General features: G+C 40.9%; 17 protein-coding genes. 7 read left to right on the top strand and 10 right to left on the bottom strand.

Features of this window, described 5'->3' with window-relative positions:
• Positions 1-534: 534 nt before the first annotated feature.
• From CDC33_RS12810 to CDC33_RS12790, 5 genes are all read right to left on the bottom strand, one after another.
• A complete protein-coding gene (locus CDC33_RS12810) occupies positions 535-1,062 on the bottom strand; it encodes a universal stress protein (protein WP_109008792.1) in 528 nt (175 codons plus the stop codon).
• Positions 1,063-1,126: 64 nt separating this feature from the next.
• The gene (locus tag CDC33_RS12805) at positions 1,127-3,544 is read right to left on the bottom strand and encodes a heavy metal translocating P-type ATPase (RefSeq protein ID WP_109008791.1); all 2,418 of its coding nucleotides are present in this window, start codon (positions 3,542-3,544) and stop codon (positions 1,127-1,129) included.
• A gap of 1,065 nt (positions 3,545-4,609) precedes the next feature.
• On the bottom strand, positions 4,610-4,813 hold the full coding sequence (locus CDC33_RS12800; protein ID WP_109008790.1) for a Nif11-like leader peptide family natural product precursor: 204 nt from the start codon (positions 4,811-4,813) through the stop codon (positions 4,610-4,612).
• A gap of 37 nt (positions 4,814-4,850) precedes the next feature.
• Entirely contained in the window at positions 4,851-6,200 is a 1,350-nt protein-coding gene (locus CDC33_RS12795) for an SUMF1/EgtB/PvdO family nonheme iron enzyme (RefSeq protein WP_109008789.1), read from the bottom strand.
• A gap of 99 nt (positions 6,201-6,299) precedes the next feature.
• A complete protein-coding gene (locus CDC33_RS12790) occupies positions 6,300-8,603 on the bottom strand; it encodes a heavy metal translocating P-type ATPase (RefSeq protein ID WP_109008788.1) in 2,304 nt (767 codons plus the stop codon).
• Positions 8,604-9,898: 1,295 nt separating this feature from the next.
• Between CDC33_RS12790 and CDC33_RS12785 the strand changes: the two genes are divergently transcribed.
• On the top strand, positions 9,899-11,239 hold the full coding sequence (locus tag CDC33_RS12785; RefSeq protein ID WP_109008787.1) for a ParB/RepB/Spo0J family partition protein: 1,341 nt from the start codon (positions 9,899-9,901) through the stop codon (positions 11,237-11,239).
• Positions 11,240-11,585: 346 nt separating this feature from the next.
• Entirely contained in the window at positions 11,586-11,897 is a 312-nt protein-coding gene (locus CDC33_RS12780; RefSeq protein ID WP_109008786.1) for a hypothetical protein, read from the top strand.
• 135 nt (positions 11,898-12,032) lie between these two features.
• Here the strand turns inward: CDC33_RS12780 and CDC33_RS12775 are convergent, their stop codons facing one another.
• The 3 genes from CDC33_RS12775 to CDC33_RS12765 are packed head-to-tail and all read right to left on the bottom strand — an operon-like array spanning position 12,033 to position 14,081.
• Complete coding sequence (locus tag CDC33_RS12775) at positions 12,033-12,740, bottom strand: manganese efflux pump (RefSeq protein WP_109008785.1); 708 nt, start codon at positions 12,738-12,740, stop codon at positions 12,033-12,035.
• Between the two features lie 38 nt (positions 12,741-12,778).
• Positions 12,779-13,438 carry a DUF1345 domain-containing protein gene (locus CDC33_RS12770; protein ID WP_109008784.1) on the bottom strand — a complete coding sequence of 220 codons (660 nt, stop codon included), beginning with the start codon at positions 13,436-13,438 and terminating at the stop codon, positions 12,779-12,781.
• Positions 13,439-13,472: 34 nt separating this feature from the next.
• Positions 13,473-14,081: a DUF1345 domain-containing protein gene (locus tag CDC33_RS12765; RefSeq protein WP_181373991.1), complete on the bottom strand. Its 609-nt coding sequence runs from the start codon at positions 14,079-14,081 to the stop codon at positions 13,473-13,475.
• Positions 14,082-15,077: 996 nt separating this feature from the next.
• Between CDC33_RS12765 and CDC33_RS12760 the strand changes: the two genes are divergently transcribed.
• The 4 genes from CDC33_RS12760 to CDC33_RS12750 all read left to right on the top strand — a co-directional run bounded on the left by CDC33_RS12760 (position 15,078) and on the right by CDC33_RS12750 (position 17,420).
• Positions 15,078-15,389: a DUF5132 domain-containing protein gene (locus tag CDC33_RS12760; RefSeq protein WP_109008782.1), complete on the top strand. Its 312-nt coding sequence runs from the start codon at positions 15,078-15,080 to the stop codon at positions 15,387-15,389.
• Between the two features lie 428 nt (positions 15,390-15,817).
• A complete protein-coding gene (locus tag CDC33_RS37770; RefSeq protein ID WP_146195806.1) occupies positions 15,818-16,096 on the top strand; it encodes a hypothetical protein in 279 nt (92 codons plus the stop codon).
• A gap of 288 nt (positions 16,097-16,384) precedes the next feature.
• On the top strand, positions 16,385-16,621 hold the full coding sequence (locus CDC33_RS12755; protein ID WP_146195805.1) for a hypothetical protein: 237 nt from the start codon (positions 16,385-16,387) through the stop codon (positions 16,619-16,621).
• 436 nt (positions 16,622-17,057) lie between these two features.
• A complete protein-coding gene (locus CDC33_RS12750; protein WP_109008780.1) occupies positions 17,058-17,420 on the top strand; it encodes a hypothetical protein in 363 nt (120 codons plus the stop codon).
• Positions 17,421-18,297: 877 nt separating this feature from the next.
• Here the strand turns inward: CDC33_RS12750 and CDC33_RS12740 are convergent.
• Together CDC33_RS12740 and CDC33_RS12735 are read right to left on the bottom strand one after the other, a co-directional pair.
• Positions 18,298-19,452, bottom strand: coding sequence for an HMA2 domain-containing protein (locus CDC33_RS12740; protein WP_109008778.1), 1,155 nt, complete (start codon positions 19,450-19,452; stop codon positions 18,298-18,300).
• A gap of 154 nt (positions 19,453-19,606) precedes the next feature.
• Complete coding sequence (locus CDC33_RS12735) at positions 19,607-19,804, bottom strand: hypothetical protein (RefSeq protein WP_109008777.1); 198 nt, start codon at positions 19,802-19,804, stop codon at positions 19,607-19,609.
• A gap of 125 nt (positions 19,805-19,929) precedes the next feature.
• Here CDC33_RS12735 and CDC33_RS12730 point away from each other — a divergent pair, with 125 nt between their 5' ends.
• Complete coding sequence (locus CDC33_RS12730; protein WP_109008776.1) at positions 19,930-20,076, top strand: DUF454 family protein; 147 nt, start codon at positions 19,930-19,932, stop codon at positions 20,074-20,076.
• Positions 20,077-20,159: the final 83 nt, after the last annotated feature.

Here is a 20,159-nt window from a genome sequence, read left to right as displayed (position 1 = left end):
AGAAAGTTCATAAATTTATAGTCTAGAGTTGCTCAGGTGAATATCTGGTACTCTGACCGAGAAGGCGTATAACGCTATGAGTTTATGGGGTAAAGGCTATAACTTTTGCATTTACAAGGTACTTTAGGGCAACACAATAAATATTACTTATTGTTAATAATATATATAGATGCGTTTGCCTTTGGATAACCCACACAATTAATCTATGGGTTGGTAATCACCGGGAGATACTAGTTCAATCTTTGAATGGGTACTTACTTGTAGCTTACAGTAATCACCGAAAGAAAGAGATGATGAAGTTGCTTACACTGATACAAATTTTTAATCAAAGATATAATGTGAGGCAGACATCTTGCTTTGAAAACCTACATAACACCTGAGATATGTTGACTGCTGACAGGTGAGCAAATAATTGCTAATTCGTAATTAAAAGAGTACAAGCCCCCTAGAAGTGCAGCTACAAATTACTTAGCTTGCTTATCTTGGAGCGAGTATTATTACTACAAATTATTTTGACTATTAACTGTAAACAGTCTATACGTTAAATATGCAACTAAAAAGTGTAGCAGATATTACTGATTGCCTTTCTTGAATACTTACAGCACCAAGTTGTTCTGGGTTTTGTATGATGAGTACTGAGCAAGGAGCATAGTGGGTAACATAGTTGCTGACACTGCCCAAAATTAGTTCGCTCATACCAGAAAGACCTCGCCGACCGATGACAATTAATCCAGCCTCCCAGACGCGGGCAGTTTCACAAATAATATCACCGGGCCGACCTAAACCTTGGTAATATTCAGTTGGTACTCCGGCGGCGATCGCTTTTTCTGTGAGAGATTTGAGTAAATCCAGACCGGGTTTTTCAAACTCTTCCCAAGGTTTCTTATTCTCTAGAGTATTAATCAAGGTCAAGATATTTGGGCTTTCTTGTTCGTCAACAGATAAAACGTGGAGCAGCTTTAAAGATGCATTAGTGGCTTTTGCCAACTCCAGTGCTTCTTGAAAGATATACTTGCTGGTATCGTCACAACGATTGAGGGCGACGAGAATTTTACGAAACATAAAGCCTCATAAGCAATTCAAAATTCAAAAAAAGGAATGGGTACTCCAGAGTACCCAATATCCTCTAAACTATGTTTGCTGTCTCTGATTCAGACTCACTCACACCCAAATCATTAGTTTGAGGTTCTTCCACATTAGACGAAAGAACAACTACTTCAGTCTCTACTTCTATAGAAGTTGGTGAAATATTAACTGCTTCGGATCTATGAGCACGTTCTTGTAATCGCTTTTCTTCCTCAGCAATTTCAGCTGCACTGAGCTGATGTCCTAATGGCGTAGCTTCACCAGGGCCGATAAGCGGACGTAGACCATTGAGTTCTGCCAGGATCGCAGTACCGTTGTTGATTACTACCGCTAAAAGTGGGTCGAGAGCGAAGAAAATACCGGAGATTAACGCACCTAAGTTAGGAGCTGCCACAATTATGGTGTTCTGCCAAATAATATCCATTGCTTGACGCGCACATTTAATCGCCATGATTAAGCCGCGCAGGTCATCTTCCATCAGCACTACATCGGCTGTTTCTCTGGCGATGTCGGTTGCACCTGCAAAGGATATTGATGCATCGGCGTAAGCTAAGGCGGCAGAGTCGTTAATACCATCGCCGCAGAAAGCCACAACTTTACCACTGTCGTGTAATCCTTTAACTACTTCTACTTTCTTTTCTGGGAAAGCTTCAGCAGTGACATGATTGGGATGGATGCCAAGATTAGTGGCGATAGAGTTAGCAACCCGTGTCACATCACCTGTGAGCATGTGCACAGTAATGCCCATTTCCTTGAGTTCGCGGATGACTTCTTTGCTTTCTGCACGTGGTGGATCACTATAGCGGATCACGCCAAGCAGTCTACCATCGCCTGCTACGTAAACTAGGGATTGACCGCCTGATTTGGCATCGGGATAGCGAATGTCGTATTCCTCCAAATCCACGTTTTCTTGCTTCATGAACCGGGGGCTACCGACGATGATATTCATACCATCGATTTTTGCTACTGCACCTAGACCAATCTTATATTCCCACTCTTCACATTCTTTGAGGGCAACACCTGTGTCTTTGGCGTGATGAACGATCGCCTCAGCAATGGGATGGGTTAGACCTTTCTCAGCGCTAGCCGCGTAACACAAGATTTCATCTTTGGTTAAGCGGACTTCCATAACATCAATATCGTTGACACCTGCATGACCAATAGTGAGTGTGCCTGTCTTATCGCAAACAACGGTGTCAATGGTCGCTAACATTTCAATAGCGCGACCACTGCGGATCAGAACGCCATTGCGAGCCGCATAGGTGAGAACCGATAGAATTGTTGTAGGTACAGAAACCCGAATGCCTGTACCAAAGTCTAAGGTGAGCAGTGCGATCGCTCGGTTCAGGTTGCCGCTAAAAATGCCCACACCTGCACCAATTAACAAGGTGGGAATTACCATTTGATTTGCCACTGTTGCCGCGTAATTTTCGACCCGTGTATCATGCACAGGTGCAGCCTGCATCAGGTTGACAATCACACCAGCCCGGGTATTATTGCCAACTCGTTCTGACAGAATAGTTAATGTACCATCAACCAATAAGCTAGAAGCAAAGACTTCTTCTCCGACTCTGCGCGTTACGGGTACTGATTCACCCGTAAGTTTGCACTGGTCAATAATCCCTGTTCCTTCCATAACAATCCCGTCAACGGGAACTTGGTCACCGGGATAGACAATGACGTGATCACCAACAATTACATCTTGAGTAGGAATCTCTACAACCTGTCCATCGCGGATTACAAAGGCAGTCTTGCTCAAGCAATCTAGAAGGTCGAGGGATGCTCGATCACTACCCCGCGCCGTCATATCCCGGATGACTTCGCCTCCTTCTACCAAACCTAACATGAAGGATGGAGCAAAGAAATGTCCCGTCCCTGTGTGCAAGGCGATCGCTAAACCATCCAAGAAGTCAATAGTTAACTGGCGCTCTTCTTGAATAGCATCCCATGCTCGTTTGAATACTGGAATTGCACCAACAAATACAACAGCACCAATCAAAACAGGAGGAATTGGCAGCCCAATCATTGCACCCAAACTGAGTACTAAACCTGCTAAAGGAAAGCCTAGACGTTCTACAAAGTCTACTTCGTTGTTAGCTTTTTCCTTCTCTTCACCAGTCCATCCTGTAGGAATTTCAACAATCGATGCTTGCTGAATTGCCTGAAACAATTTCTCTTGAATAGTGGCGATGCCTATTGCAGTTGGCTCGTGATCGTAGTTAACAATTAACGAACTAGCTAGAGCGTTAATTTGAACTTCAGTTGCAAAATCTGATTTATCTAGAACATACTTCAACTGTTGACTATATTCTTCATCCCAAACAAGTTGGGGAATCCGAACGCGAAACCGCCCCGGAATCCAATGAACCACCTCGTAATGTATAGTTTCAGCGTGACTTAACGGATAAGTCTCAATAACGCTTATAGCAAGCTTTTCAGCAGTGGTTTGACCTGACATAAGGCTTTGTGTTTGTATTGGGGTTGTGTATACATTGAGGAAAATTGCACAGCAGTAGCTAGACTTAAAATCCTTGGCATAGCCTATCCACAAATAGGACACGTTTACCTGAAATTTCCGAGTGCCAAAAGCTAGTAAACAACTATTTCCTACTTCGATTGGTAAAATTGCCAGAATTACTGATTAGCAAGCATTCCGTAACCTAAGATTCTCAAGTCATCAAATACTTACCATAGTAAAGTTTTATTGCTTTCCTCTTCTGAAACACATTTTACAAGCCTTGAAATTTAGGGTTATGGAAGATTGTGTTTCTTTAGTAATGTTGCTAGTGATGTTTGCCGCTAGTTGTCGGCTGATATTTGCCAAAACTTAGCTCTTAGCCCAACTAAACACAAACAATGTTGAGGTTAACAACAAGAGGTTAAGCATATCTTTATAGAGTATGGTATGACTCTATTGGTCTATTGCTAATATACAAAGTCTACAGTATATTTCGCTTGAATAAAAACAATGTTTACGAAAGTCAACTCAAGCTCAGGGCGTTGCTGAATCAGAATATGAAATTACAAAATTACGCTCCTTTTTCTTTGTAGCCTTGCGCTTTGGGCGAAAAAGTCGCGTATTGCCGCTCCCGAAGTTCTGTTCGTCGGAGAAGTTACCGTAGGCATTGCTGACTTCCGGCGCTCAGACCATTTCACGAAAAATTTGATGCGGATGTAAACCCTGAAAGCCTTACTGCATCTAAATTTTTTAATTGCGTTAGCGTAGCAGGGCGTAGCCCATTGCGAATTCGTATCAGACTTCTCTTTGTAACGCACTGCCTTGCCTTAGCGTGAGCCTAATGCATACTTTTAATCAGCAACGCTCCTGTGATCTCGACTTTATCCATTTTTTGACAACGCTCAAGCTGATGCTGAAACCTTTGTGAGAGGGTAGCTTTACTTTTTAGATTTTACCGAGAATCAGTAACATGAAAAAAGCTTTTGCCAAAAAGCTAAGTTTTTGTCGTATCAAGAGAGCCAAATGATTAATTTTGGATCAAGTCGAGCTTGGAACCAAAAAGTTTCAAGAGAACTGTCTCATCAGTGTTAGCATATTCTGGTTTATGTAGACTTCGACTTCTGTGGAAGTAAAGCTGTAACCATACTCTGCACCTAATTGTACCGTTAACTCTACAAAATTGTCTCGGTCAGATGCACTTTTTAGCTTTTCTACCAGAGAAGGATTTTGGCTAATCAGTTCGTGAAATTGTTTGACCTGTTTTGACATATTTATCCTCACTTAACTAGTGCTGAGTTGTCATTTGTTATTCTCCCTGCCTTGCACTAGAACAGACTACTCGAAAACCAATACCACTACCCGCGTGATCAGCTTTATCCCAGTGGCGTTGAGCGGCACGACAAAGGCTTGGGAGACAATACCAAGAACCACCCCGCAAGAGGCGATGCTCTTGAAGTTCTGCCTGTTCCCAAACGCTACCGTCACAGGGAGCTTCTTGATAGTTGTCGTGCCAAGAATCGGCACACCACTCCCATACGTTGCCATGCATATCGGATAGTCCAAATGCGTTAGCAATTTGGAAACTTCCTACTGGTACTGTCTGTTGGCGATATTTACCTACAGGTTCTAAGTTGTAGATATAATTGCCGTCATAATTAGCTAATTCGGGTGTGATGGTTTCACCAAAATGGAAAGGTGTTGTTGTTCTGGCGCGACAGGCGTACTCCCATTCTGCTTCGCTGGGTAAGCGATAATCTCGTTTGGTGAGTTTGGTTAGTCGTGCGCAAAATTCGATCGCATCGTGCCACGAAACTTGTTCTACAGGTTGGTTTTCGCCTTTAGTATGGGCTGGATCAGGATTGAGGGAGCGATAGATGCTTGGTAAATTAGCGATCGCTCGCCATTGTGCCTGAGTAATTGTAAATCTTCCCATACAAAAAGGCTCAATTGTTACCTGATGCTGGGGTTCTTCGTGGCTTTCTCGCCCTTGTTCCGCCTCTTGGGAACCCATCCAAAAGACACCCCCTGGCAGAATAATCATATCTAAAGCAACATTCTCTAGTTTTTCCTGGAAGTAGCGAGCTTCACTTCCATAGCAATTAGCCAGTTGTCCTTGTGTATCAACAGTCACTACCTGAAAAATCAAAGTTTGCACCTTGATTGGTAAAGCTGTTGTAATTTGGGATTGTTCCAGTTCTAAAAGGGTTTGACCTTGAGATTCTGCTTCAATGATCTCTGGTGTTGGAGATTGAACCTGAAGTTGATTTGTTTGTTCTAGTTGTCCCCGTAAGTTGCTTAATTCATGGTTTAACTGGTCTGCTTGTAAAAGCAGACGGGCTAAATCTGATTCTCGTTGTTGTAAGGTGGCTAAAAGTTTTTGACATTGTTGGTTTGCTTGCTCTAACTCAGAATGGAGTTGAGCGATGGTTTGGTCTGCTTCTTGAAGCTGAGACTGAAACTGCTGGATTTGTTCACGAGCAGGTTTGACCGTTGCCCAGATATTTTGTGCCCATTTTAACCTCGCCTGCTCTTTCAAGGAGATTTCTGGAATCAGCCCGATTAGCAAAGAGTGCCCTTGGAGGTTCCAACTACACACTGAGCAATTCTCGGTTTGATCTGCAACGTATTTCGTTTGGCAAACAGGACATCGAGGCATAATAGTTTCCTCTGAACCTGAAGCAGCATTTACATTGATGAATATCTAATGCATTGTACGATGAAATCGCATATATTCCACAAAAGTTTTGACAAATTATTAACTGGGGACTGTGGGCTGGAGATCGAGAGTAAGTAGTTGCAGTTCTCTAGAATCAGCAAGGGTTTCAGCAGATTTAGCAGGGCGTTTAGTATCGGGTATAGATTTTACCACGACTGAATCGAAGCTAGGAGCGGCTTCGGCATTAAACAGGGGGCGGAAACTGTTCAACTCGGCAATCAGGGCTGAACCATTACTGACGATGACGCCTAAAACTGGATCGAAAGCAAATAAAATGCCTGCAAGTACTACACCAATATTTGGTATAGCAATGAGGGCAGTATTCTGGTAAATAATATCCATTGCTTGTTTTGCGATCGCAATGGCATGAGGTATGCTCCGCAGATCATCCTCTAAGAGAACTACATCGGCGGTTTCGCGTGCAATATCAATACCACTAGCAAAAGAAATAGAAACATCCGCATGTGCTAAAGCTGCGGCATCATTTATGCCTTCTCCAATGAAAACTACAGTCCGTTCTTGGTTTTGGAGTTGGCGAATGACATCGACTTTTTGATCGGGAAACGATTCTGCATAAACATGACTACTATTAATGCCTAACTCTTGAGCCACACGACTGGCGACTCGTTGACTATCGCCACTTAACATATAGGTCTGCTGACCTTGGCTTTCTAAAATGGTAATTACTTGGGCGCTTTCTGGACGAACGGGGTCTGTATACAAAATCACACCTAATAATTCACCACCCATAGCCACATATACTGTAGATTGGCTGCCTGTTCTTAGCTCTGGATGACGTTGATGAGTGAGATTAATATCTATGCCTTCTTGCAGCATCAGACGATAGCTACCGGCTAAAACCCGTTGTCCAGAAATTTGGGCAACAACACCAAAGCCAATGCGATAATCCCAAGCTTCACAAGGTCGAGTTTCGATATTATTCTCCTGGGCATGACGCAGAATTGCGCTAGCTACAGGATGAGTGTTACCTTGTTCTGCCGATGCTGCAATTTGTAAGACATAGGCTGAAGAAATTTCTGGTCTGGCGGTTTTGATCGCTACAACTTCGGCATTACCTTGGGTTAGCGTTCCGGTTTTATCGAAAACGACTGTATCTGTCCGTGCTAATATTTCCAGGGCACGTCCGCTACGGATGTAGATCCCATGCCGCGCAGCATAGGTAAGCGCTGCTAAAACCGTAGAAGGTACGGCAATGCGAATGCTGTGGCTAAAATCGAGGTGGAGAGGAGCAAGCGATCGCGATACATCTCTAGTAACAGCAAAAATTGCACCGCTTAATAGCAGGGTTGGTACAATGGTCGCATCAGCAACTTTGGCTGCATAATCTTCAACGCGTGTATCATGAACGGGAGCAGATTGCAAGAGTTCGACTGTCACTCCTAAGCGGGTATTTTTGCCAATTCGTTTTGTTAGTATGCAAATCTTGCCTTCTAACAACAAAGTAGAGGCGTGAACTACCTGTCCTTCAGAGCGAGAAACTAACATAGACTCTCCCGTGAGTTTATGTTCATCAATTAATGCTGTACCCCGCAGTACTCGCCCACTCACTGGAATCATTTCACCTGGATAGACAATAACGCGATCGCCTTTTTGTACATTTTTTAGGGGAACCTGCACCTCTTGCCCATCCCGTTCCACCTTGACAGATTTATCCATACCCATGAACAAATCCATAAATTGCCTCTCCGAAGCGCGGGCGGTAGCATCTCGCAGTGCATCCCCTGTTTCCATTAAACTCAACATCAGTGACGGGCCTACAAAGTCTCCTTTAATGGTGTAAAGACCTAGCCAAAGTGCGTCAAGAATATCCGCGTCTAGTCGTCGTTCTTTTACAGTTGTTTCTATAAGCCTAGTCACAAAGGGTGCAGCAGCCACAGCAATTAAGCCACCAATTGCTAAAGCTGGGATGGGTAGCATCAACTGGCTAGAAAGCACAGCCAAACCCAAGCTGATCATAGGTAGTCCAAGCCGCTCTATCCAGTCGATTTCTGGTCTGAGTTCCGTTTTTATTGGTACTGTCCCTGGCGGAAGTTCAACGATGCTAGCTTGCTGAATGCTATTTAACAAGCTTTTTTGTACCGTTGTTACAGACACGTCGGGTTCATAATAGACAATTAACGAGCTAGATGGCTGGTTAATCCGCACACTAACAATAAAATCAAAAGATTCTATGAGCCAAGTCAGCGAACTTGCATACTCTGGATCATCCGCCAGCCGAGGTATACGAATCCGAAGTCGCTCCTGAGTAATGTGGACAATTTCATAATCTATTTCCTGAAATTGATTTTTTATCGGAATTTCATATTCTGTAGGTGCGGGCATAAAATCTTACCTCTTAGGGAGAATTAAGGAAAAAAGTTTGAAGTGTAAAGAATAAGGGATGAAATAAATCAATATACGCCTTATGTGAATTAAAAATGCCCTACCGATAGCAAGGGTTTCAGGCTGTGGTTTAGCCAAGATGTTTAGCTATGTTGACGTATTTACGCCTTTCCAGATTCCAACTCACATAAGCCATATATGCCGAATCAATGAAAATTAGGGTCAAAGGGTATGGAAAGCCTAATTAGCATAATGATCCTAGTGATATTTATTTTATAAAGCTTTACAGTACTTGCATGTTACAAAAATTATGCATTTTCTCATAGGTCGCTGCTTCTAGCTACAGGATAAAGACTGAAAAGGGATTAGCTAGTTGTACCATTAGCAATATTTACCTAAACTCAATGCTGAGTACTGAGTGATGAATAAAGTATAAACTACTCAGCACTCCCCCATTATACTGGCTGAGAAATGATTGCTCTTAGGAAGTCTCTTAAACCAATTCGCAATTCGCAATTCGCAATTACGTTTTGTGACGGGGATTTAGACCCCGACACAAAACGTGCTGCCTATCTTGCTGGGGACTTAAACCCCCAAAGTTCGTTAAATCTCTAGCTATAAACACAAGACATTTTCAATCCTTCTTCCGGAGTAAATACCTTTCCTCCTTAGGGTATGATAAATTAGCCGAGAGATACTGTTATAATTTTGCCAATTGCAAGTATTCTTAACTTAAAGATTATGCCATAAGAAGCGTTATCTGTTTGATACAAAGCTTTTACAACATAGTTAAGTTAACATTATGAATACAAAGCAAATTTATTAAATTTGTGTGATAGGCAACTTACAGAAAATTTTCCCAGATTAGCCTTACTATAATTTATAGTATAAACTCTGCGTAAGTAAAAATCTTACTTCAGTTGATCAGTCTATTGTATTTAGATTTTGCAGTTTCTCACCAGAATTAATATCAGCATTGATATTATAATGATCGACTAAAATTTTTTGATGCAATCCTCTCGTTTGCTGTGTAGAGGAATCCTCAAGAAAGATAAACAGATAAATATCGATGTTAGAAGTAAGAGCAATCTGTTACGGTGCAGGCTTCACTTGCAAAGAGCCGTTTTCAATTTGGAAAATTTTGTGATATTTTTTAGTACTTAAGTACTAAAAATATAGGATTTCACAATTTAATACCAAGTAATCGTGAAGAAAGATTACTAGAGTTGTTTTTTGCTATATTTTCTATAGTATTCATAGTCTTTCTCTATCAATCCAATTTTTTGGTAGCTTTTATGTCCTTTATTGCCATTGATAGGGTTAGTATCCAGCCCAACAGGCGTCCTCTGAACGACCGAAAAGTTGCTGAGTTGATGCAATCTATTAAGGCAAACGGACTCTTGAACCCTATAACCATCGATCAAAATTTCAATCTGATTGCAGGACTGCACCGCCTAACTGCTTGCAGGCTCTTGGGGCTGGAACAGATTGAATACCGGATTATAACTTGTGAGGACGTAGACCATGCCAGATTGGCTGAAATCGATGAAAACCTCATTCGTAATGAACTAGAAGTCTTAGAACGCTCTGAACTCTGGCTAGAGAGAGACCAAATCTTAGAGCGGATAGGTTTGCGTGCTCAATCTGGAGAGAACCAATACACCAAAAAAGGGGGTGAATCAATTTCACCCCCTGGTAAAACTACACTACAACTAGCTCAAGAGGCAGGTTATAACAAGCGGACATATCAATTAGGAAAGCAAATTGCTAAAAATATTGACCCAGAAGTTAAAGAGGTAATTAAGAAAACACCTGTTGCCAAGAGTCACTCCACTTTGTTAAAAATAGCCAGAGCAGGTAGTAAAGAGCGCGAGCAAGCAGAACAGGCAGAACAAAAAGCACAAGAAGCGAAGCGTCAGCAAAAGCAAGAAGAAATGGAAACACAAGCCAAGTTAGCAGCAGAGGCTAGAATCAAGCTTAAGGAACAGCAATTGATTGTACTACAAAGCTCTACTGCTCAAAAACAGGCAAAACAGTGTATAAAATCTGCTAAACCACAAGTTGAAAAAAAAATCAATGCTACTCCAATTCTACCAAGGGCAGAGTTAGGAGATGAGTGGATACTTGATAAGCATTTAATTTACTGTGATGATACGGCTGAAGATAAATTTATTGGCCTTCTTCCTTCCAATGCTGCTTTAGCGATCGCTACTCTTTCATCTGAGTGGAATCACGATTATCTCATTAATGAAGCTCATGTTGTTGCTGTGCTAGCTTGCGAAGGACATATCCAAGATTTTTGTGCTCGCCATCGTATGCCCTTTAGATTTGAGTGGGTCTTGGGTGAATTATATGTCGGGATTTACTCTCAAGCTACCATTGTCAAACCAGAAAAGCCTGTTGACATTGAGGGTGTAGAGGGAATTGTTGCTTATTTAATTAGTTTGTATACAAACCATGATAATTTTGTGATTGCACCTTTTTTAGGACATGGTGAAGTATTAATTGCCTGTGAAAGGATGGGACGCATCTGCTTTGCTGGTGACAAAGTCACAGAGAATGTTGACCGAGCGATCGCTCGGTGGCAAAAGTGGACAGGACAAGAGGCGAAAAGAGAAAAACACTGTTATACGTAGAGGCTTTCAAATACAAAATATCCTATTGTCTATATTGACAGTCAACTGTCAACTATCAAAAGTCAACACAATTGATTAGTTTTTACTAAGCGAGAGTTACGAATAACTGAACTGTCGCTCCTTTAATATTGCAAGTCCAGCAGTGTATAATATCGTAATTCGTGAGGAATAACTATCACTAGAATTACCGAGGCTGCTGTTTTTTTGTTTCAAAAATCCGTTATAAGGCTCAGTAGATAAAGCAAGGAGCGTAATTATACCTTCAATAAATCCAAGCAGACTGAATTTTTGATTTACAAGTTAGAGAATTATCTATCGTCCATTTTACTTGGAGACGTGCGGAAATATGGCATTTCTTAAAGTTGATAATATGATCATTAATACCACTTACATTGCTGCTGTCAGGCTAGAAGGTCAAGACGCCTTTGGAGAAGAGAAAGTTTCTTTATTAATTGCAATTCCTACTTTTCCTCTGAATCAGCAAGAAAAGACCTCTACCACTTCTACTAATTTTTATCAGTATGAATGGGTCGAATTTCATGGTTTTGCTGCCATTGCTCTGCAAGACTACTTCAGCAGCTTTAACAATGTGATTGATTTAATGCCCCAAAATAACCGACGAGTGTTATCCAATTCTAAGGAATATTTGGGAAGTTAAGTTAAATCTCTAGCAAAAAAGGAACATTTACTCATGAAATATATGAGGTCTAAGGAATGTGGACTTATCTTATCCACATTCTTTAGTGTTTTTAGCATTACCGTCTGTTATTGATATCCAAAAATGATCACAAAGCTAAGGCATAAGGAAATATTCATACACCCCAGTGATGATAACCAGAGATGCTGAGAGGATACCAGCCCGAAGTCCAGATATCTTGGTCGTAAAGCGATCGCCTAGAAAGTATCCGCCTGATATTCCCAACAAGCTGAGGGTAAAAACTAAAAAGGAGGTAATAACCACATTTAAGTTAGAAATTCCACCACCTAATCCCGAACCTAAATTATTGAGAGTCAAGCCAAACGCCAGAGCAATAGATTCTTGCACATCAATATAACCTGAGCGGTCTACATCTGCTTTTTCAGGATGTTCCAAGAATTTTTCGTAAGAAAACTCTTGCAAGAATTCTTGAGAAAATTCTTGTGATAAATCGTTGTGGGAGCTATTAGATATGGCCCGGTTTGAACCTGCTGCGACTAAAAAACTCCTTTCTTGACGCATCCTGACTTTTCGACGTTGGCGTTTGAGTGTTTTCCAGATACTCCAAATTCCGACGGCTATCAAGATAAAGCTACCCAATACATTGGCGACATTTACAGACAAGTAATTTCTAATGTCATTCCCGACGGAAATCGCCAGATATGTGCCGGCTGCGGAAATTATACCAATAAATAGGTTAGTAACCCAGCCGATTTGGAGTTTTTTAATTCCGTAAGCGATACCAACCGCAAAATTATCGACGTTAACTGCGATCGCAAGTAATACAGCAGATAGGATATGCATATAAAGGATGAAGAAGTGAAAATTGTTGAACAGTAGAGTTAGATCAGTCCAGAAATAATGCTGATCGTTAGAGTAAGAATGACGCTGTAGAAAAAGAACGACATCACTGTATGTCCTAAAGCTAGTCGTCGCATGGCAGATGAGACAAGTGCTGTATCCGAAGTCTGGGAGGTCATACCCAGAGTAAATGTGAAATACATAAAGTCCAAATAGTCAGGCGGTTCCCCACTGGAGAAATCTAGCCCTCCTATATATTCTGCTTTTGGAGCAAAGGAATGCTTACGGTAATAAAATGCGGCATAATGCAGCACAAAAGTAGTTTGCATCAACAGCCAAGAGCAGATAATTGCCACTATGGATAGCCCAACCTCAGGAGTAAAACTATCTTTATGTTTTGCTAGCACTGCTGCAATAACAAACAAACTAGCAAAAGCTATAAAAACAACCAAAATAAAAACTGCCAAATGGTCAATTTCCTGTCGCTGTGCACAATGACGTGTTTGTTGATGATTTGCGCCAATCATCATTAAACCCACTAGTATTAAAAAACATAAAACTCCCGTATCCCAAGCAGCAAGCAGGCGAAATTCCAAGCTTGCAGGCGATAGTAGCAGAAAAACAACCCCGGCCAGTACCAACGATAACAGCAAACGAGGTTTAGAATTTTCAATCAGACTAAGTAAAATGCCAAATTCCATAACTTTTTCTCCCAATCATCATTAATCCATCGGTTTAAATCAGCCCCGATGCCACATTCACGCTCGAAGCTAAAATCACCATGTAGAAGAAAAAAGAAATCATTGCATGTCCTATAGCAAGCCTTCGCATTCCGAGAGCTGGAAGCGAAACATCTGAGGTTTGAGCTGTCATGCCGATAGTGAAAGAGAAATACATAAAGTCCCAGTAGTCAGGTAACTCATCCCCTGGAAAACTCAAACCGCCAACATATCCTATCTCCTCGTTCAAGAAATCTGGATGGTAGTAGCAGGTGGCATAGTGAAGCGCAAACATAGTGTGAGTCAGAAACCAAGAACAGATAACAGCTACTAAAGACAGCGCAATTTGCAGTGCTAAGGCAGATTCAGGAATATTTTTGCTGTCGTTAATTGCTTGCATTAGCCCAATCGCAAAGATACTTGTACAGGCAGTAATGACTACTAAAATAAAAATAGCTAAATGTTGGGCTTCTTGACGTTGAGCGCGATAACGCGTTTTTTGGGGAGTTGCACTGCACATCATTAATACTACTAATGTCAAAAAGCAGAAAACTCCTAAAATCCAAGCTGTGAGGATGCGATTGGCTAAATGTATGGTATTTGGCAGTCGTAAAAAAACTGTCATTGCCAACATAATACTTAACCCCAGGCGGCTTTTTGAATCTAAATGCGACAAACTATGCCCAATTGAAAGACCGGTTATCAATACTCTACTCTTCGACTTCAGAGGAGATTTAGTATTTTGATGGGGTTCAGGATCAGGTGTCTTGTGTTGTGTAGTTTTCACAGTTTTTACATCTCATCTATGTTTCTGAATATGAAATGCTGTTTTAACAGGTCTTAGTTGATATTTGGCTGGGCGATCGCTTCCTAACTATCAAGAAAGCGACATTATGGACACCAGCCATCAAAAAGCCTATTAAATTCAGTAAATTATTGCTTGTCTATTACAATTACGGGCTATTAATGATACATTAATGCCGTAAATACTTAATAGCTGTTGGTGTTCACTATGAGAGAAGAGTACAAAATCTGGTTACGCTTAAAAAGATTATATGATATGAGCTTCAAAATAACAAAAATATCTCAACTCATTTTTACTTAGTATTTTATTAACAATATCAATCATCACTCATTACTGATGCTATAACGAAAAGCTATTAATCTTACCTGATTTGAGAGGTTGCATAACCATTAACATTGTGCCATAAATGCTGGAGACATAGCACTTTGAGCGATCGCCATAGATGACACATACCTGATAACACTACTAGTATTATTAAGTAAAGTTACAATTTACTGTAATAGTATGTATAGATATACTGACTAATATTTATAGACTTAACAATTTTTCATGAATAGAGCATTTTAATTACTTGTATCATTGGTAGGTATGGATGTAGAATCTAATTCAAGAAGAGATTCTTCCTACCTGCTAATATATTTCGTACAACCACCGTCTAGGGTGTGCGGTATTAAGTTTCCATTTTCCATACATGGTTTAATGAGGTAAAGCCAACTCAGACCTGATGATGTTTGGAAATCGATACCGTCACATGTAGCGCATGGTGGCAAATACGAATCATGATTAGCGATATACCTTTTTTGGAGACTATATAGAATGTTTGAACTAGAAGCTTTATTGCTAGGACTAGAGCCAATGACTGCTGCGGTAATTGGTGTTGGCGCACTAGCTATTGCCCCTATTGTTGGTGCTGTAGATGCTGCGACGGGTAGCAATTTATCTGACTCAGCGCGATCGACAGCTAAGACTGGATTAGTTTGGGTTTTCCAAGCCTTTGACAAAGTGCAAGCTAGCGCTGCTGAAGCTTCCGAATCCTTCCAGGATTTAATTGCAGAAGCCAAATCTGATATCAGGTCTTCCAAGAATGGCACAAGTGAAGTAGCTCCCCGTGAGGTAACGATTGGGTAAGCCCTAAAGAGTAAACAGTTGCTCAGTTCTGAAAAGTTACAAAGGCTGATGACTTGTTGTTTAGTCGAAAAAATGGGAGTGTGAAGGAGTCAGAGTGTAGAGGTGTAAGGTAACTCCATTAATTAAATTGAGGCAGCTCAAACCTTTTGAGTCTTGGGGTTACATAGCCTTTCCCTAAACCTTATATTCTCAAACTCTTACACCCCTTTTCGGTCAGTCGTCAGTCTTTATTTTTCTAAGATTAAAGATTTTGCGGAATATGGCAGTTATTCTATAGATGCAATTTCTATAGATAGGCGTTGCTAAATCAAGAATTGAAGGGGAGAAATTCTTAAAGACTCTCTCCTATAAGGAGCTACGATGTATAGACAAAGTGGTTCAATTAGCCAAAATTTTTGGAAAACTTCACCAGGGAGCAACGCGAAAAAGTGAGATCGGGGTTTAGTTCTCAATTACACCCCTATATTCTCAACAAAATCTGGTTTTTTAGTTGCGATCGCATCCTGAAACAAGCTATATACGTCCCAGATTTTAGCACCTCACAAAATCGCGTTGCTCCCCTTCACCATATCCTAGAGAAATCTCTCTCCTTGCCTAAATACGGTGTGGTGTACAAACAAGTCGAATTAGGCCCCTTAATCCCTTTTATTGATGAGGGAAACAGAAAATTTAGTTTCCTTGATAAGGGGAGGGTTAGGGTGGGGTAAAACTAACGCTAAAACCTCAGTTAATCAGCTATTTTCAGACTTGTGTATACACCGTAGTTGCTTAAGGAGAGGTAAAGGTTTTTGTACAGTAAAAAGCGAGGGTGGGGTTTTTGTAGATTGTGGATAACCTAGCAAACTATCACATTGCTTGGAAACATACTTGTATATACACGGTGGCCTATAAGGGGGGGATGAGAATATGTTGCACAACGCTATATTAACCTTCTCTGTGTATCTGGAGCGTGGGCAAACCATACCGTCGTTCAGCAACGCCGGTAACTGCTATTGATGACAACAACTACTTTCTCTCAAAGAGACATCATGCTTGATAATCCAGATTTCTTAAACGTGCGTAAATTAGCATTCGCTCTTGCCCTTGGCCCCTTGGGTTTGCTGCTGCTATTCTTTATTCTTGACGTTACACTGCCTCACAGTAAATTATTGCAAGTTTCAGAGCGAGCGTGCTTGACAAGTGAGATGACAGCAAGTATCGCAACGTTGAACCCAAATAAGTGTGAGAATTAACATACTCTCATCACTAACTAATGATGTAGTTTTTAGTTTAGGTTGAACTGAGTTCAACCTAACAAATCAAAAAAATTGTGTCATGCAAAGCAACACACTTGCTCAATCTACAAATTTTTAATAGTTATCAGTGTCTCCATTCGAGTTGCTCCTTTCCTAGCATACGCAGTTTGCAACTGATAACTGTTCACCGAATTGATAGTCAAATCTCCAGTACTTGATGTACAGGCAGATTATCCATCACCCCGGCTGCTCTACAACCGGGGTGAAAAAACTTCTTGGACATAGGACACAAAAGACATCTCCGAAAATGATTGTAGAGACGTTGCAATGCAACGTCTCTACAAGGGTTTCAGGTAACGCATAATTAATTTCTGGAGATGTCTAAAGAGAATTTTTAATTTTCTTCTACCTATATAGTGATGGAAGGCTAATCATGGTAAACATATTTCCACAAATTCCATTCTCAAAATTTAAGATTGGTAAATGGGGTTCTAAAATAGAAGACGAAAAGTGGATATCTTCACAACCAATCGCCACAACAACAGCAGCAGTTATGCAGATTTTAGCAACTGTACCTAGAATTGCATATTGCCGCCCAAACTTGATTAAACATTCTCAGTCTAAGTTTATCCTCAGAGATGGCACTGTAGTTAAAACCTGGACAAGCCCATTTTTTAGAGACGATTATATATTTTTAGCTGATTCTGATGGAAAAATGATCTATGGCGGCTGTGTTTGGCGATACAAAGAACAACTCAAAGATGCCATAGAACTAATTAGCAGTAGGTTTACTTAGTAACACCGTTTCTCTATGAAGTTGTACTATATCTAACTCCCGCCTTCGGCGTCCTCCCCTGACCGGGACTATAGGGAGGTAGAATTAAGCGCATCTTTACATAGAATTGGTAAGCTGTTCCACAAATAAAATTGCATAATTACGGCGCTCATGTTGCCCACCCCACAAGAGTTATATCGTGTCCGGTTAAAGACTTATTATTAAGCGTGCAAGGGGGCAGGGGGAGAAAGAATTTCTAGGTTTTTGCACAGATGCAGAAATTATAACTAATCAGCCGGACATGATATTATATAAATTTTAAATATGCAAACTAGATGTGGTTTCAATACTGCTTGGGTAAAGCATTTTTAACTCGGCATTGGGTTCAAGGAAAAGGTTACTGGGTTTAGGTTAAAGGTTTTTCTTTCCCCTTCCCCTTTTCCCCAAAACCCGACAAGTATTGGATGCGGTTTAGCTTAGAAGATTTTTCATCATAAATCTGCAAAATTTATTTTTTGGATCATTATTGGAGTTTTTTGAATAATGAAAAAGTTGTTTGCTGGTTTACATAAATTTCAAACCAATTATTTCAAAAAACATCCAATAATTCCTCCAATACCAATTTGAAAAAAGAATGTGACAGATGGGTAGGGGCACAACATTGTTGTGCCCTTACAAATAATTGATGTGTCGCAAACATTATTTGAATTGGTATAAACTTCATAAAGGGGAAATAAGCCTCCACGGCTGGGTTTACAAGATTGAGACTGGAGGAGTTTTTGTTTACGGTATAGATCGTTGCAATATCCAAGCAGAGCCGGTGCAAATGTGGTAGCCTCATTTAATTCTTCATTGGCTGTCAACACTTGCAAGCTCTCCTAGAGCGCTCCTAAAGTAACTAATTTTGATCAGATTCTTGTTCACCAGACTCTCTGTTCACTATTACTTCTTTCTCAAGTATTTCTGTAACAGCCGAGCCAATTTTTTCGCCCATATCTTTACCAATTACTCCACCCTCTTGTCCCAATAAAACCTCACCAACAATTTCTCCCACAGTCTCACCAATTTTTTCTCCTGTTGTTTCACCCGCCGAAACTTCTGTTTGTTCTTGCGCTTCTAGTTCAGGGTACTTTTCTGCCTCTAGGTAATTGACATGTTCGGCTTCTTTACCTAAATCCTCTCCCAAGATTGCACCCGCGACAGTGCCAACTTCTTCACCAACAACCATTCCTATCGGCCCTGCAAGTATACCCCCTACAGTTTCGCCAACAATTCCTCCAACTACTTCACCTAGCACTTCACTTCCAACTTTTTCTACTTCCGTCTGCATCCTTTGTTCTTCAGGATTAGACTGATCTGTAGTTACAGTTAGCTCCGTTGGGCAAAAGATTTTTGAGACACTATCATAAGTCCAAGCAATGCTGTTTGGGTCTTTTTTCTGGCTCCATTGGCTAAAGTCAGGCTTTGACTTATATCGGCTTAAAGCTTTAGGATGTACGTCTAAACGCCTTGCTAAAGCTGATGTTTGCAACGGTGTTACATCAGAATTTGCTTGCTCTGTAACAGTATCTACTAACTCATCCTTGGTTTGGGCGTCCTCAACCGTTGATATCTGTGGCGTAGATAAATCTGCTTGGACTTCATTGCTGGGTGGCTCAATTGCTGGAGTCGTCTCATCTTCCCAAGGGTCTTTATCTGGGTTAACCTCTTCCCCCCTATAAGCAAACGACTCTTGTAAAACTCCTGTTGAAACTCCCGATGATTTCTCTTCTACTACTGCTAGTTCCGGTGCAGCAGGTGCAGACTGGGACTGTGGAGAAGCCACTTGTGCGATCGCTTCTTGAAGATGAGTCTGCATCACAGTACATGAAACAAACTTATATTTATAAGTGACAACCATTGACTCAGCTAGAGGGTTAATCCGAACATCGGTAACATAGTTCAAGGACTCAACCCGCTTTTGCAATTTACTGGCATACTCTGCTTCCTCAGCTAATAAGGGAATCCGAATGCGAATCCGTCCTTCAACAGCATGAACAATTTGATAATCCATAGCGGATTTGTCTAATATCAACAATTTTAAGCTGGGGTGAAAATTTTTGTTCCAAGAATGGAACACAGTCCGTACATATCCTTTTTGGGGACTTATTTAAGGTAGGGACGCAAGACCTTACGCCCCTAGTTATCTCTGATTCGTTAAACTTACTCTAAATCATAATAAACAAAAATGGAATTACTGGAATGCCGATGGCAGCATTGAGCCAATATGTTAATCCAGTCAGTACAATCGAACCGACAATAGAGATACCCAAAGATAAAACTAAATTGGGTAGTAAAATCCTCAGGTTATTCAGTGCCCCAGATACAAAGGAAGACTGTGGGGCATAGCTTGTAGAATAAGACATAAGCACCTCAAATGTGATAGTAAATGAAAATTTATGCAGCTTGTTTTATATACTGCTCATAATTACATGATTACCTGATACGCTAAATTAAACAAGCAATTTTAACAACTTGTAGGATAACTCCTATGCTCAAGCAAATCAGAAACGCCGGGAGAATTGTCGTTGGTTCCATTTGTACTGTTTTGGGTGTAATTGGGATACTTCTCCCCTTGGTTCCCGGTACTCCTTTTCTTCTTGTTGCTGCTTTCTGTTTCAGTACTTTGGAATCATAAAAATCAGTTAACTGGCTCCTGATAACTACCTCACTCCTCTCGCTAACCTGTAAACTTCAGTCCTTGAAAAAGACATAAGGGCT

It is taken from the genome of Nostoc commune NIES-4072 (genome assembly GCF_003113895.1).
GTDB classification, from domain to species: Bacteria; Cyanobacteriota; Cyanobacteriia; order Cyanobacteriales; family Nostocaceae; genus Nostoc; species Nostoc commune.
Note: the sequence above shows the minus strand (reverse complement) of the source record. Positions and strands in the feature narration are given on the sequence as shown.

Coding starts and splice junctions, on each gene's coding strand:
- CDC33_RS12810 (WP_109008792.1), bottom strand. CDS start 1,062: ATGTTTCGTAAAATTCTCGTCGCCCTCAATCGTTGTGACGATACCAGC.
- CDC33_RS12805 (WP_109008791.1), bottom strand. CDS start 3,544: ATGTCAGGTCAAACCACTGCTGAAAAGCTTGCTATAAGCGTTATTGAG.
- CDC33_RS12800 (WP_109008790.1), bottom strand. CDS start 4,813: ATGTCAAAACAGGTCAAACAATTTCACGAACTGATTAGCCAAAATCCT.
- CDC33_RS12795 (WP_109008789.1), bottom strand. CDS start 6,200: ATGCCTCGATGTCCTGTTTGCCAAACGAAATACGTTGCAGATCAAACC.
- CDC33_RS12790 (WP_109008788.1), bottom strand. CDS start 8,603: ATGCCCGCACCTACAGAATATGAAATTCCGATAAAAAATCAATTTCAG.
- CDC33_RS12785 (WP_109008787.1), top strand. CDS start 9,899: ATGTCCTTTATTGCCATTGATAGGGTTAGTATCCAGCCCAACAGGCGT.
- CDC33_RS12780 (WP_109008786.1), top strand. CDS start 11,586: ATGGCATTTCTTAAAGTTGATAATATGATCATTAATACCACTTACATT.
- CDC33_RS12775 (WP_109008785.1), bottom strand. CDS start 12,740: ATGCATATCCTATCTGCTGTATTACTTGCGATCGCAGTTAACGTCGAT.
- CDC33_RS12770 (WP_109008784.1), bottom strand. CDS start 13,438: ATGGAATTTGGCATTTTACTTAGTCTGATTGAAAATTCTAAACCTCGT.
- CDC33_RS12765 (WP_181373991.1), bottom strand. CDS start 14,081: ATGACAGTTTTTTTACGACTGCCAAATACCATACATTTAGCCAATCGC.
- CDC33_RS12760 (WP_109008782.1), top strand. CDS start 15,078: ATGTTTGAACTAGAAGCTTTATTGCTAGGACTAGAGCCAATGACTGCT.
- CDC33_RS12755 (WP_146195805.1), top strand. CDS start 16,385: ATGACAACAACTACTTTCTCTCAAAGAGACATCATGCTTGATAATCCA.
- CDC33_RS12750 (WP_109008780.1), top strand. CDS start 17,058: ATGGTAAACATATTTCCACAAATTCCATTCTCAAAATTTAAGATTGGT.
- CDC33_RS12740 (WP_109008778.1), bottom strand. CDS start 19,452: ATGGATTATCAAATTGTTCATGCTGTTGAAGGACGGATTCGCATTCGG.
- CDC33_RS12735 (WP_109008777.1), bottom strand. CDS start 19,804: ATGTCTTATTCTACAAGCTATGCCCCACAGTCTTCCTTTGTATCTGGG.
- CDC33_RS12730 (WP_109008776.1), top strand. CDS start 19,930: ATGCTCAAGCAAATCAGAAACGCCGGGAGAATTGTCGTTGGTTCCATT.